General features: G+C 57.9%; 9 protein-coding genes. 5 read left to right on the top strand and 4 right to left on the bottom strand.

The window, feature by feature from the left end; all coding sequences use genetic code 11:
* The gene (locus B3Y70_RS11260; RefSeq protein ID WP_286714299.1) at nucleotides 1-2,493 is read left to right on the top strand and encodes a LamG domain-containing protein; all 2,493 of its coding nucleotides are present in this window, start codon (nucleotides 1-3) and stop codon (nucleotides 2,491-2,493) included.
* Nucleotides 2,494-2,613: 120 nt separating this feature from the next.
* On the top strand, nucleotides 2,614-4,068 hold the full coding sequence (locus tag B3Y70_RS11255; protein ID WP_228198054.1) for a general secretion pathway protein GspF: 1,455 nt from the start codon (nucleotides 2,614-2,616) through the stop codon (nucleotides 4,066-4,068).
* Nucleotides 4,069-4,088: 20 nt separating this feature from the next.
* Here B3Y70_RS11255 and B3Y70_RS11250 read toward each other — a convergent pair whose 3' ends face one another.
* The gene (locus B3Y70_RS11250) at nucleotides 4,089-5,090 is read right to left on the bottom strand and encodes an FAD:protein FMN transferase (protein ID WP_278350917.1); all 1,002 of its coding nucleotides are present in this window, start codon (nucleotides 5,088-5,090) and stop codon (nucleotides 4,089-4,091) included.
* Nucleotides 5,091-5,290: 200 nt separating this feature from the next.
* Here B3Y70_RS11250 and B3Y70_RS11245 point away from each other — a divergent pair, with 200 nt between their 5' ends.
* Nucleotides 5,291-6,541, top strand: coding sequence for a substrate-binding protein (locus B3Y70_RS11245; RefSeq protein WP_011785305.1), 1,251 nt, complete (start codon nucleotides 5,291-5,293; stop codon nucleotides 6,539-6,541).
* Between the two features lie 84 nt (nucleotides 6,542-6,625).
* Nucleotides 6,626-8,167, top strand: coding sequence for a glycerol-3-phosphate dehydrogenase (gene glpD, locus B3Y70_RS11240; protein ID WP_153741430.1), 1,542 nt, complete (start codon nucleotides 6,626-6,628; stop codon nucleotides 8,165-8,167).
* On the opposite strand, the gene B3Y70_RS11235 is transcribed toward glpD, so the two are convergent.
* The 3 genes from B3Y70_RS11235 to edd are packed head-to-tail and all read right to left on the bottom strand — an operon-like array spanning nucleotide 8,151 to nucleotide 11,526.
* Nucleotides 8,151-8,747, bottom strand: coding sequence for a uracil-DNA glycosylase family protein (locus tag B3Y70_RS11235; RefSeq protein ID WP_022991786.1), 597 nt, complete (start codon nucleotides 8,745-8,747; stop codon nucleotides 8,151-8,153). The genes glpD and B3Y70_RS11235 overlap by 17 nt on opposite strands.
* Nucleotides 8,744-9,709, bottom strand: coding sequence for a glucokinase (gene glk, locus B3Y70_RS11230; protein ID WP_153741431.1), 966 nt, complete (start codon nucleotides 9,707-9,709; stop codon nucleotides 8,744-8,746). The genes B3Y70_RS11235 and glk overlap by 4 nt, the downstream gene beginning before the upstream one ends.
* Nucleotides 9,706-11,526, bottom strand: coding sequence for a phosphogluconate dehydratase (edd, locus tag B3Y70_RS11225; RefSeq protein ID WP_031210482.1), 1,821 nt, complete (start codon nucleotides 11,524-11,526; stop codon nucleotides 9,706-9,708). The genes glk and edd overlap by 4 nt, the downstream gene beginning before the upstream one ends.
* A 275-nt stretch (nucleotides 11,527-11,801) precedes the next feature.
* Here edd and pyk point away from each other — a divergent pair, with 275 nt between their 5' ends.
* Nucleotides 11,802-13,250 carry a pyruvate kinase gene (gene pyk, locus B3Y70_RS11220; protein ID WP_022991783.1) on the top strand — a complete coding sequence of 483 codons (1,449 nt, stop codon included), beginning with the start codon at nucleotides 11,802-11,804 and terminating at the stop codon, nucleotides 13,248-13,250.
* The last annotated feature ends 44 nt before the right edge of the window (nucleotides 13,251-13,294 follow it).

Here is a 13,294-nt window from a genome sequence, read left to right as displayed (position 1 = left end):
ATGATGACACTGCGAACACACACACCGGCGCAAGCCCTGAAATCGGTACTCGTTGTTGTGGGAGCCACCCTGCTGCTGGCGGCCTGTGGCGGAGAGTCTACAGAATCTCTTCCCAACACCTCCGGCAACTCAGGCGGCATTGTCTACAGTGGTCCGGCTCCGGCAACCGAGGATGTGTCCAATTTCAAACGCAGCGTTTGGGACAATCTGGTTACCCAGGATAAATGCGGGTCCTGCCACGGGGCCGATGGTCAGTCGCCCACCTTTGTTAATGAGCAGGACGTCAACAGCGCCTATTCCCAGGCAAAGAAGATTGTAAATCTCTCGGATCCGTCTGACTCCCTGATGGTAACCAAAGTGGCAGATGGCCATAACTGCTGGTTATCCAGCAACTCTGCCTGCGCCGACATCCTGACAACCTACATCACAAACTGGGCAGGCGGTGGAGGTTCGGCCAAAACCGTCGAGTTACGTGCACCGGCCCTGAAAGATCCGGGGGCCACCATTTCTCTGCCGGCCGAGCCCGGCCTGTTCGCCACCACAGTGTATCCGGTGCTCGAACAGTACTGCAGCGAGTGCCATAGCGATGGTGGTCAGACACCCTATATTGCCAGTGCCGATGTAAACACCGCCTACGACCAGGCCCGAAGCCGCATTGATGCCACGGTGCCCGCGGACTCTCGCCTGGTACAGCGGCTGCGCTTTGACTTCCATAATTGCTGGGATAACGACTGCGTAGCCTCGGCCAACCTGATGGAAATGAAGATTCTGGAAATGGTCAAGGATCTGAGCGCAACGCCTGTCGACCCTGCTCTGGTGGTCAGCAAGGCGGTTGAGCTCAGTGCCGACGGCCTGCTGGCCAACTCCGGCGGTCGCTATGAAGACAATGTCATTGCCCTGTACGAATTCAAAGCGGGTGAAGGGCAAACTGCATTTGACACCAGCGGTATTGAGCCACCGCTCAATCTCACGCTCAGCGGCAACGTTGACTGGGTTGGCGGCTGGGGCATCGACCTTGGCCCCGCAGGAGAAAACAGCGAAGGATTTATGGTGCCTGCCGGCAAGGCCCAGGGCAGCACCTCGGCAAGCCGAAAACTCCATACCCAACTGACCACCTCCGGTGAATACAGCATCGAAGCCTGGGTAGCTCCCGGGAATATCACCCAGGAAGACGCCCGCATCGTCACCTATTCCGGCTCCGCGACCACACGCAATGTAACCCTGAGCCAGTCGCTCCAGCGTTACGAAGTACTGCATCGCTCCACCACCAGCGACGAGAACAGCGCCTTTGCGACTCAGGATGCCGATATGCTGTTGCAAGCAACCTTGCAGCATGTGGTGGTTAATTACAGCCCGACGACCGGTCGACAGATCTTTGTCAATGGCGAGTTTTCGGGCGACCTTGATCCCGACGAGGGCGGACTGCTGACCGAGTGGGACGACAGCTTTGCCCTGGTGCTGGGTAATGAAACCGACGGTAATTCCCCGTGGCAGGGGGCCATCCGTATGGTGGCCATTCACAACCGTGCATTGACACCCCAGCAGATTCAGGCCAACTTTGAAGTGGGTGTGGGCCAGAAGTTCTATCTGCTGTTCGGGGTCTCCCACCTGATTGACCTGCCACAGAGCTTTATCGTCTTTGAAGTCAGCCAGTTCGACAGCTACGCCTACCGATTCACCAGTCCGTTTTTCATCAGCCTGGATGACAGCGTCGAGCCCTCGAATATCCCGCTCAGGGGAATGCGTTTGGGCATCAACGGTAAAGAAGCCACTGTCGGGCAAGCCTGGGCCAACCTCGATGTCCTGCTCGATGCAGACCTCTACCAGCCAGGCATCGGCCAGCCACTGTCCCCTATGGGCACCATTATTGCGCTTGAAGGCGGCCCCGGAATTGACGAGTTCTTCCTGACCTTTGATCAGATTGGCAGCAACCAGTTTGCCCGGACCGAGCCCTCGCCCCTGCCGCAGCCCGAGCCGGCAGACCTTCCGGCGTCACCGGAAATCGGTCTGAAAACCTTTGATGAAATCAATGCCTCCATGGCCCGAATGACCGGCGTTGCCACCACGCATCCGGATGTAAGTGCCACCTACAATACCGTGAAGCAACAACTGCCCACGGTGGAGAATATTCAGGGTTTCCTGTCGTCGCACCAGATGGCTGTTACGCAATTGGCTATCCAGTATTGCGATGCGTTGATAGAGAACAACGAGCTCCGATCAACTATGTTCCCTGGCTTTAACTTTTCTGCTCCGGCCGAAAGCGCTTTTGATCATGGCGGCAACAGTTTGATTACAAGCTCCCTGATGACCCATTTCGTGGGAGATAATCTGGCTTCCCAACCGACCGACAATGAGATCCAGACAGAGCTGTATGCACTCATCAATAAGTTGAAAGCCTGTGGTGGTAATGCTTGTGAAGATGACCGCACCAAGACGATTGTCAAGGCAAGTTGTGCCGCTGTTCTTGGCAGCGCCACCACATTGGTTCAGTAAAGGAAGCCGATCATGTTTATACGCAAATCCCGGAAAAAACCTTTGGCAAACGGCAGCCCCCTCCTCCACCAGGATCATGGCAAGCCGCGGACCAGACGCGAGTTTATTTCCCAAGGACTGATGGCAGGTTCGGCCACCCTGTTTGGCGCCTCGGTCTTCAGCCTGTTCGCCAATCCACGTCAGGCAGCCGCAGCGCTGTCATCCGATCTCGAGAATCTGAAAGAAAGCTGCGGTATCGCCGTGTCCGGTGCCGGAAAGATACCCTTCATCTGCTTTGATCTGGCCGGCGGCGCCAACATCGCGGGCTCCAACGTACTCATGGGCAAAGCGGGTGGTCAGATGGACTTTCTAACCACTGCGGGATACAACAAACTCGGGCTTCCGGGTGACATGCTGCCTTCTGACCCAGCCTTCGTAAACGAGGAGCTTGGCCTGGCGTTTCATTCCGATAGTGGTTTTCTGAGAGGTATTATGCAAAGCACCAGTGCCAGCACACGCGCAGGCGTGGATGGCGCTATCATCGCCGCTCGCTCAGAAAACGATACTGGCAACAATCCACACAACCCGATGTATGGAATCTACAAAGCCGGCGCCAACGGAGAGTTACTTACGTTAATAGGCTCCCAGAGCTCGGAATCCGGGGGCAACTCCATGGCGCCGATGAACCTGATAGACCCCGAAGTGAGGCCCACCAAGGTAGACCGCCCATCTGATGCCTCGGGCCTGGTAGACGTAGGCGATTTGATCGGAATTCTTGATCCCTCCGATGCTGTGGCCGTCATGGAGTCTATCTACCAGATCAGCGACGCCAAAATGAAAAAAGTGAACGCTGGGATCACCACAGATGAGGTGGTCAAAAAGCTGGTGAAGTGCGGGTATCTCAAGAGTGCAGACCTCGCAGACCGTTATGGCAAAGAGGCAAACCCTCTTGATCCAATGGCCGATCCCGACATCGTTGGCCCGGCCGGTATTTTCTCAAGCTCGGAATTCAACGGGAATCGGGAATTCCAGAAAACAGCCTCTGTGATGAAACTGGTGCTTAACGGCTACGCTGGTGCAGGTACTATCACCATGGGTGGATACGACTACCACACTGGTGAGCGAGGCACGGGAGAGCGGCGGGACGAACAGGCAGGCCGCTGCATGGGGGCATGTCTCGAATACGCTGCACGAATTGGAACGCCGCTGATGCTGTATGTATTCAGCGACGGCTCGGTTTCCAGTAATGGTCGAATTGATGACTCCCTGGAAGGCAGAGGCAAAGGTGAATGGACTGGTGACAACCAACAAACGGCTGCCTCGTTCTTCCTCATCTACGATCCAAAGGGCCGCCCTACCCCGATTAGAAGGCAAATCGGCTCCATGCGTCCAGATGCATCCGTTGACACAGGTTCCAGCCCGGCCGCCAACAACGTCAACCAGTTGGTTCAAACGGTGCTTTTGAACTACATGGCACTGCATGGCGAACAGGGTGATTTTGGCGCTCGCTTTACCGGCCACGGCCTGGGCAACAGCACCATGCAGGACAGTCTGATTGCGTTCTCCAATGTGGTCAACGGCACCATCAACGGCTGACAGCAGGGACGTTGCCTCTACTACGGCTCTGGGGGAACCAGCCCTTCTGACACATGCATCATGCGTTTGTCGTCGATCACAACCACTTCGATCGCCGGCAAGCGCTCCACCATCTTGAGGCCTTTCTCCGGGCCCAGAACAAAAACCGCGGTGGACAAGCCATCGGTGGTCAATGCATCGTCACCAATAATCGTAACGCTCTGTACTCCCTTCACCGAACGGCCAGTGCTCGGTGACAGTATGTGGTGTACGCGCTCACCGGCGTCATCAACAAAAAAGCGCTCGTAGTCGCCGGATGTGGATACCGCTACATCCGCCAACGGCAACACCACCGCGTTGTCATTGCCAGACCGGGGATCCCGGATACCCACATACCACGGGCGCCCCCGCTTGTCCCCCAGCAGACGCATATCACCGCCAGCACTCAACCGGGCGTGGCGTATGCCGTGGGCTTCCAGCACTTCAATACCCAGATCGACAGCGTAACCTTTAGCAATGCCGCCCAGGTCCACCAGCATTCCCGGCTGGCGAAACGCCACCGTTTGCCCGGATACATCCAATACGACATCGCGGAAGTTTACCCGCGTGAGCCCGGTCGCTACCTGTTCATCCGTTGGCTGCTTGCCGGCCCGAAAGTCATAGAGGTAACCCACCGAGCCAAAGGTGACATCGAATGCCCCCTCACTCAGCTCGGACACCTCACGGGCTTTCTGAAGCACCTTAAACAGACCATCACTGACGTTAACCGGGCCTTTTCCAGCCTCCCGGTTCAGCGCTGATAATTCAGAATCTGCCCGGTACCGGCTCATTTGGATATCAACACGGTGAAATACATCGAATACCTCACGGGCCACCACATCGGCGGTCACGCTTTCATCAGCCCAGAACTCAAGCTCAACGGGCGTTGTCATTGCCGTGTCGGAGTATCGGTGCCACTCGGCACTGGCCGGAAGCGCCACCAGCAAAGCGAGCAATGCCATGAGCACCACCGACAGGCTTTCAGTCGAGCGCGAATAGGTCATTCTTCTCAATGTTTCCCTGCCTTATAGCAACGGTTGTGTGATCGACCGCTCGTCCTACAAATTGTTACCGGAACTTCAACTTTAGTCCCATTGTTGGCCGGACAGTATCGGCTGACACTTGAGTTGCCCAATAAACAATCAAAATAACTGTTTGCAACGCAGCCATACCCGCTGTGCTGCCGTTACGGAGGCCAACGTAAATGAGACCAAGGAACGCGCTGATCTTTGCGACTGTCCTGCTATTATCCAGCACGACCGTCCTCGCCGATACCCTCAAGATAGGTTTGAATTACCCCCAGACCGGAAGATACAAGGACCAGGGCCTTCAACAACGGCTTGGCGCCTATCTGGCGGTAGATGAAATCAACCAGGCAGGCGGTGTTATGGGCCAGCCCCTCGAACTGGTGATTCGCAATACCCGTGGAGAACCAGACCAGGGCGCCAGGAATACCGCCGAACTGATTGACCGCGAGGGCGCGCAGATGGTTTTCGGTGGCGTCTCCAGCGCCGTCGCTATTGCTTCCGGCAAAGCCGCCAGGGATCGTAACCGAATCTACTTCGGCACCCTGACCTACTCCAATGCCACCACCGGCGCCGAGGGGCATCGATATATGTTCCGGGAGCCCTACAACGCCTGGATGACGGCCAAGGCACTGAGCCAGTATCTCAATCGTAACCACGCCGACCAGAAGTTTTTCTACATCACCTCAGACTACACCTGGGGATGGTCCGTGGAAGAATCGGTACGAAAGTTTTCCAACACCGAAAACACCGACGTGCACCAGGGTGTAAAAACCCCCTTCCCCCGGGCGCTGATCAATGATTTCCGCGCAGCGCTGGAACAGGCCCAGGAGAGCGATGCCAAAGTATTGATGATGGTATTGTTCGGCGATGACATGGTCCGGGCTCTGAACCTGGCCTATGAAATGGGTTTGACGGAAAAAATGCAGATCGTTGTGCCCAACCTGACACTGGGGATGGTCAGACAGGTTGGCCCGACCATCATGGAAGGTGTTGTTGGTGCCGCCCCCTGGGTCTGGAACCTGCCCTACGAGAACAACTACCAGCGCGGTAAAGACTTTGTTGAGGCCTTCTCAGACCGCTATGAAATGCGCCCTTCATCATCCGCGGCCTCGGCCTACAGCATTGTTTACCAGTACAAGGATGCTGTCGAACGGGCCGGCAGCACCAACACAGACGCCGTTATCCGGGCCCTTGAGGGGCATCGCTACAGCTTCCTGAAAGATGAACAGTACTGGCGCGAGTTCGACCACCAGAATGTCCAGACCGTCTACGTGGTCCGGATCAAACCTCGTGAAACCGTGGTGGCAGACCAGTTCAGCTCTGATTACTTCGAGATCATCGACTTCCTGCCCGGTGATGAAGCCGCACAAACCCGCGAAGAGTGGGAGCAACGCCGCAAAGAGGCAGGTAAGCCCACCCGCCTGTGACAGGGTCGCTTTACCGGACCAGGCAGTTTCCTGATAATCGTTCCATGACAGGCGTTATGTGCGATTATCAGGAGCACTCAGGCAGTGGCAAATAACAAAGGACTGGTTTCAGGCAACTCTCACACTCCCCCCACGCAATGCGATGTTCTGGTGGTCGGGGGCGGCGTAAACGGCACCGGAATTGCCATGGACGCCGCAGGCCGGGGGCTTCGGGTTGTTCTGTGTGAGATGAACGATCTTGCCTCTGCCACTTCGTCCAGCAGCAGCAAACTTATCCACGGCGGTCTGCGCTATCTTGAGCATTACGAATTCCGGCTGGTCAGGGAAGCACTCGGTGAACGGGAGGCCCTGCTACGAAACGCCCCCCACATCATGTGGCCGATGCGTTTTCGCCTGCCCCATCAGCCCCACCTGCGACCAGCGTGGATGATCCGTACCGGCCTTTTCCTCTACGATCATCTGGCCAAGCGCGAACTGCTGCCCGGCTCCCGGTCTATTACCTTTGGCCCGGACTCGCCCCTGAAACCAGACATCAGCCGTGGATTCGAGTATTCGGATGGCTGGGTTGACGATGCCCGGCTGGTGGTACTGTCTGCTCGCAAGGCCGCTGAAAAAGGCGCAACCGTATTGACCCGCACCCGCTGTAGCCGCGCCGAGCGCCGTAACGGGCAATGGCACGCCACCCTGGACGATCACCACCGGGACAAGCAGTACAACATCCGCGCCAAGGTGGTCGTTAACGCCACCGGCCCCTGGGTCAGCAGCCTGTTCGGTGAAAGCCTGTCTATGCCAGCTCCCAAGCAGATCCGCATGGTCAAGGGCAGCCACATCGTCGTACCCAGGCTCAACCAGGATACCGAAGCCTATATTCTTCAGAATCAGGACGAGCGCATTGTTTTCGTGATCCCCTACGAGGACCGCTTCTCCCTGATCGGCACCACCGATGTCGATTACGTGGGCGATCCGTCGCAGGCGCGGATTTCCCCAGAGGAAACCGACTATCTGCTGTCGATCGTCAACCAGTATTTCCGCCGGCAACTGTCCGCCAACGATGTAGTCTGGAGTTACTCCGGTGTTCGGCCGCTGATGGACGACGAGGGTGGCACCGCACAGTCTGCCTCTCGCGACTACTCATTCGAGGTTGATGATGAGGACTCGCTGCCCCCTTTGATCTCGGTATTCGGGGGCAAGATCACCACCTACCGGAAGCTCGCCGAAGCTGTGACCGATCAGGTCAGTCGCTATTTTCCCGGTGCCGGCCGGTCCTGGACCCGAACGGCCGTGCTGCCCGGCGGCGACTTCAACACTCAGGAGCAGCTGGCCACCGAACTCGCGGCCGATTTCCCCTGGCTGGACGATGCTGTAATCCATCGGTTTGTGCGAAGCTATGGCACCAGCAGCTACCAGATTCTGGAAGGCTGTCAGAACATGGCCGATCTCGGCCACTGGTTTACCGATACCCTGTCTCGTCGCGAGGTGGATTATCTGATGACCCACGAATGGGCGATCACACCAGAGGACCTGCTCTGGCGGCGAACCAAACAGGGCCTGTACATTAACCCGGAACAATACAGCGAGCTATCTGAGTATATGAACCGGAGTGGCCAGGTCAGTTCAGAATGCTAGCAACTCTGGCCTGAATGGCCGGCACCACTTCCGCTTCAAACCAGGGATTCTTTCGCAACCAGAGGTTATTGCGGGGGCTGGGATGGGGCATCGGAATGACATCAGGCCAGAATTGTTGCCACTGCCGCACATTCTCGGTAACCGCGCGCCTTGCGCCGGGAATATGCCAGGCATGAGCATATTGACCGATCAGCAAGGTCAGGCGAATCTCCGGCAAGCGGTCGAGCAACGCCCGGCGCCAGGCCGGAGCGCACTCGGGGCGTGGAGGAAGATCTCCGGATTTACCGGTGCCCGGATAACAGAATCCCATGGGCAGGATGGCGAGTTTCTGTTCATCGTAAAAGGTGTCGCGGGTAATGCCCATCCATTGGCGCAGCCGGTCGCCACTGGGATCGTTAAACGGCAGACCGGTTTCGTGTACCCGTCGACCCGGCGCCTGCCCGACCACAAGAATGCGGGAGGATTCACTAAGCTGAATGACCGGCCTCGGCTCGTGGGGCAGATCGCCTGCACAAATCTGACAGGCCCGAACACGCCGAACCAGCTCATCAAAGGACAGGTTTATCAAAGAATCGGTCATACCTCAGAATTTCCTAACGCTTCGGCAGCTCCCAGTAAACCGGTATAGGGCTCCGTCACCACGTAAACCGGTGTAAATTCCATTAGCGGACGCATCCGCCCCTTGGCTACAAAGGCTTCACGGAACGGGCTCCCAAGAAAAAAGTCGAGAAACCCTGGCAGCATACCGCCACACAGGTACACGCCGCCCAGACTCCCCAGCGTCAGCGCCGAATTGCCTGCGGTTCGCCCAAGCATTTCGCAGAAATGCCGAAGGACTTCCCCGGCCAAGGCATCGGAGGCGTCCACAGCGGCGGCTGTGATCTTCTCCGGAGCATCGAGCGGGGCCGCCACGCCACGGATTTCGGCATGCGCCTGATACAGGTTCAGCAAACCCTGGCCGCACAGAATCCGCTCGACCGACACCCGCCCAAACCTGGCCCGAAGAAGGCGCAACACCTCCATTTCCGTGTCATCGGTGGGGGCAAAATCCACATGGCCCCCTTCAGTCACCAAAGGCACCCAGCCATTTCGAATCGGAACCAGACCGGAAACGCCCAGGCCCGTTCCCGGACCCATCACCAGTTTCGGCCGGCCAGGGTCTCCCGGGCCGCCACAAACGTGCACCAGATTGGCGTCCGGTACATGGGGCACGCCCAGCGCCATGGCGGTAAAATCATTGATGACCTTGAAGGCCGACCAGCCAAAGACCTGTCGCACCGCCTCAATGTCAAAGCGCCAGTGATTGTTGGTCATTGTCACCCGGGTACCGCGCAAGGGGGAGGCCACGGCCAGACAGGCCTGCCTGACCGACGCCACACCTACACGTTCCAGATAGGTGACCACCGCCTGATCCAGATTCTCGTAGTCACGGCAGGGCAAAACTTCAATAGCTTCTGGTTCTATACTGCCCTGCCCCACCAGAGCAAAGCGTGCATTGGTTCCCCCAATGTCCCCCACCAGAGAATAGTGTTCTGCTGTCATGCCTCGTGGTTCCAGAAAAAACTGGCACCTTGTTCAGGGTTGCTTGCCGAACGACGGAACCAACCAAACAGCTCCCGCCCGTAGCCCGTATGATAGCCGGACAAATCCGTCGTTGCAGGCCTGCGGGCGGCCAGCACGTCATCCTCTACCCTGATGCTGAGGGTTCCGTTGCGGGCGTCCAGGACAACGGTATCCCCGTCTTCAACTCGGGCCAAAGGTCCGCCATCTAACGCTTCGGGGTATACGTGGATGGCGGCAGGCACTTTCCCGGAAGCGCCAGACATCCGGCCATCCGTCACCAGGCCCACTTTGTAGCCCCTGTCCTGCAACACCCCCAGATAAGGGGTGAGTTTGTGTAGCTCCGGCATACCATTGGCACGGGGACCTTGAAATCGCACAACCACAACGCAATCCCGATTCAGCTCTCCGGCCTCGAAGGCCGCCTTGAGCTCGTTCTGATCGTTGAATACCACGGCCGGGGCCTCAATGGTATGGTGCTCAGGCGCGACTGCCGAGACCTTGATCACGCCCCTGCCCAGATTGCCCTCCAGCACCCTGAGCCCACCATCCGGCGCAAAAGGCTGGGCCACACCACGGAGTACCTCCGGCATGGCACTTTGCTCAGCTGCAGGCTTCCAGGCGGGCTTACCATCGTCGAGTTCCGGCATGCGGGCGTACTGCTCCAGGCCTGGGCCCATCACTGTGTGCACGTCGTTATGCAGGTATCCGCCAGCAAGCAGTTCGCGGATCAGGAACGGCGTACCACCCGCCTCGTGGAAGGCATTCACATCCTCCTGGCCATTGGGATAGATACGGGTCAACGAGGGCACAACCGCAGAAAGCTCGGCATAGTCATTCCAGTCAATGATGATGCCGGCAGCGCGGGCGATGGCTATCCAGTGAATGGTGTGGTTGGTTGAGCCGCCCGTTACCAGCAGGGCGACCAGAGCATTGACGATGCTCTTTTCGTCTACCATATCGCCCAGCCCCAGATCTCCACCGTTAGGTTTCGATAACCGGATAACCTGTTCCGTCGCTGCCCTGGTCAGCGCATCACGCAGCGGTGTGCCTGGATTCACAAAGGCGGCACCCGGCAAGTGCAGCCCCATCACCTCAACCAACAGCTGGTTGCTGTTGGCGGTGCCATAAAAGGTACAGGTACCGGGACTGTGGTATGACTTGCTCTCGGCTTCCAGCAACTCCTCTTTGCCAATCCTGCCTTCAGCATAGAGCTGACGGATGCGCTGCTTCTCTTTGTTGGGCAATCCGGACGGCATGGGGCCGGCGGGTACCAGTATGGTCGGCAGATAGCCAAAACTCAGCGATCCGATGAGCAGCCCCGGAACAATCTTGTCGCAGATCCCCAACAACAGCGTGGCATCAAACATGTTGTGGCTGAGAGCAACCGCCGTGCTCATGGCGATCGTGTCCCGGGAGAACAGGCTGAGCTCCATGCCAGGCTGCCCCTGGGTCACGCCATCACACATGGCGGGTGTGCCCCCGGCAACCTGGGCCACCGACCCCATACCATGGGCCGCCTCGCGGATGATATCGGGGAACTGTTGGTAGGGTTGATGAGCCGAAAGCATATCGTTGTAGGCCGTTACGATTGCCACGTTGGCCTTGTTCATCAACTTGAGCGTGTTCTTATCCGCCTGATTACAGGCGGCAAAGCCGTGGGCAAGGTTGCCACAGGACAGCGTGCCCCGTTGGGGGGAGTTCTTTTTCAGCGCCGCCATACGACAGAGGTACTCTTGCCGCGTGGCTTGACTTCGGGCCACAATTCTCTGAGTAACCTTCACTATGGTTGGATGCATCCTGCAGCCTCCTCTACGGATTCACTCGAACATAGAACAAAGAATAGTAAAAAACGCTTCAAAACATAGACACAGCAAAAAATTATCGCCATTATTTTGGTAACTTTACTACATATCACGAAAGCAGGCATCGGGAGCCCTCGAACATCTAGCGAGGTGAAACCGTGTCACAGAAGGGTCATCAGTAGTTCATATACTGGCACCCGTTTTCATTGACCGCCGGCACTGTCGACTCTTCGACCATACCGGCGAACCCGGAATAAGGACACCCACATATGCTCAGGCGCACGAAAATTGTCGCCACGCTCGGCCCCGCCACAGACACACCGGAGTCACTTGCCGCCATCATCAAGGCTGGCGTTGACGTGACTCGCCTGAATTTTTCCCATGGCAGCGCCGAAGAGCACATGGCCCGGGCCCGCCAGGTTCGTGAAGCCGCTGCAGCACAGAGCCGCTTTGTTGCCCTTCTCGCCGACCTTCAGGGTCCCAAGCTGCGCATCGCGCGGTTCACCGATAACAAGGTATTCCTGGAAGCCGGGCAAACCTTCGTTCTCGACGCCAGCATGGACAAGGACGCCGGCACAGCCGAGCGGGTGGGCATCGACTACGAGCAACTGATTGAAGACGTTGCCCCCGGCGACATTCTGGTGCTCGACGACGGCCGCATCGAAATGGAAGTGATGTCGGTAGACGAGCACAGCATTACCTCCAAGGTACTGATTGGCGGTCCATTATCCAACAACAAGGGCCTGAACAAGCGAGGCGGAGGACTGTCTGCCGAAGCTCTGACCGAGAAAGACAAGCAGGACATTGTTACCGCCGCAAAACTTGACGCGGATTATGTCGCCGTCTCATTCGTGCGCACCGCCGAAGATATGCACATCGCGCGCAGACTGCTGAGCGAGGCCGGCTCTGAGGCGGGCCTGGTCGCCAAAATTGAGCGGGCGGAGCTGGCACACGACGACCAGGCCCTGGATGAGGTCATCCTCGCCTCAGACGCCGTCATGGTCGCCCGGGGCGACCTGGCGGTTGAGATTGGCGATGCCGAACTGGTAGCAGTTCAGAAGCACATCATTGCCCGCGCCCGGGTTCTGAACCGGGCGGTCATCACCGCAACCCAGATGATGGAATCGATGATCACCAACCCGATGCCCACCCGGGCCGAGGTGTCCGACGTCGCGAATGCCGTAATGGACTACACCGACGCGGTCATGCTGTCGGCCGAAACCGCAGTAGGTGACTATCCGAAAGAAGCGGTAGAGGCCATGGTCCGCATCTGCCTGGGGGCCGAACGGCATCCCTCCATGCACCAGTCCAAACACCGGATTCACGAGAGCATGGAGCGGGTCGACGAAGCCATCGCTTTGTCTGCCATGTACGCCGCCAACCACCTGCAGGGTGTGCGTGCCATCATCTGCATGACTGAGACAGGCGCTACCCCCAGACTGATGTCACGCATCAAGTCCAGCCTGCCGATCTTTGCCCTGTCGCGCCATCACTCCACCCAGCACCGGGTGGTTCTTTTCCGCGGCGTGCAGACCATACCCTTCGATTCGGCCCGGATTGCCAATGAGCAGACCAATGCTGAGGCCGTGGAACAACTGCGCAGACGCGGCGTAGTCGGCGAAGGTGATCTGGTGGTGATTACCAAGGGGGATTACGTCAACGCTCAGGGCGGCACCAACACTATGAAAATCGTGCGCGTTGGCAGCGATATCCGCTAGCCGCCGGGCAGCGCCTGGCACAGCCTTCGGCCGGACACACAAAA

Origin of the sequence: Marinobacter sp. UBA5687, assembly GCF_002420325.1 — a bacterium.
In the GTDB taxonomy this organism is placed as follows: domain Bacteria; phylum Pseudomonadota; class Gammaproteobacteria; order Pseudomonadales; family Oleiphilaceae; genus Marinobacter; species Marinobacter nauticus.
This window is presented reverse-complemented; position numbering and strand designations above follow the sequence as displayed.

Coding starts and splice junctions, on each gene's coding strand:
- B3Y70_RS11260 (WP_286714299.1), top strand. CDS start 1: ATGATGACACTGCGAACACACACACCGGCGCAAGCCCTGAAATCGGTA.
- B3Y70_RS11255 (WP_228198054.1), top strand. CDS start 2,614: ATGGCAGGTTCGGCCACCCTGTTTGGCGCCTCGGTCTTCAGCCTGTTC.
- B3Y70_RS11250 (WP_278350917.1), bottom strand. CDS start 5,090: ATGACCTATTCGCGCTCGACTGAAAGCCTGTCGGTGGTGCTCATGGCA.
- B3Y70_RS11245 (WP_011785305.1), top strand. CDS start 5,291: ATGAGACCAAGGAACGCGCTGATCTTTGCGACTGTCCTGCTATTATCC.
- B3Y70_RS11235 (WP_022991786.1), bottom strand. CDS start 8,747: ATGACCGATTCTTTGATAAACCTGTCCTTTGATGAGCTGGTTCGGCGT.
- glk (WP_153741431.1), bottom strand. CDS start 9,709: ATGACAGCAGAACACTATTCTCTGGTGGGGGACATTGGGGGAACCAAT.
- edd (WP_031210482.1), bottom strand. CDS start 11,526: ATGCATCCAACCATAGTGAAGGTTACTCAGAGAATTGTGGCCCGAAGT.
- pyk (WP_022991783.1), top strand. CDS start 11,802: ATGCTCAGGCGCACGAAAATTGTCGCCACGCTCGGCCCCGCCACAGAC.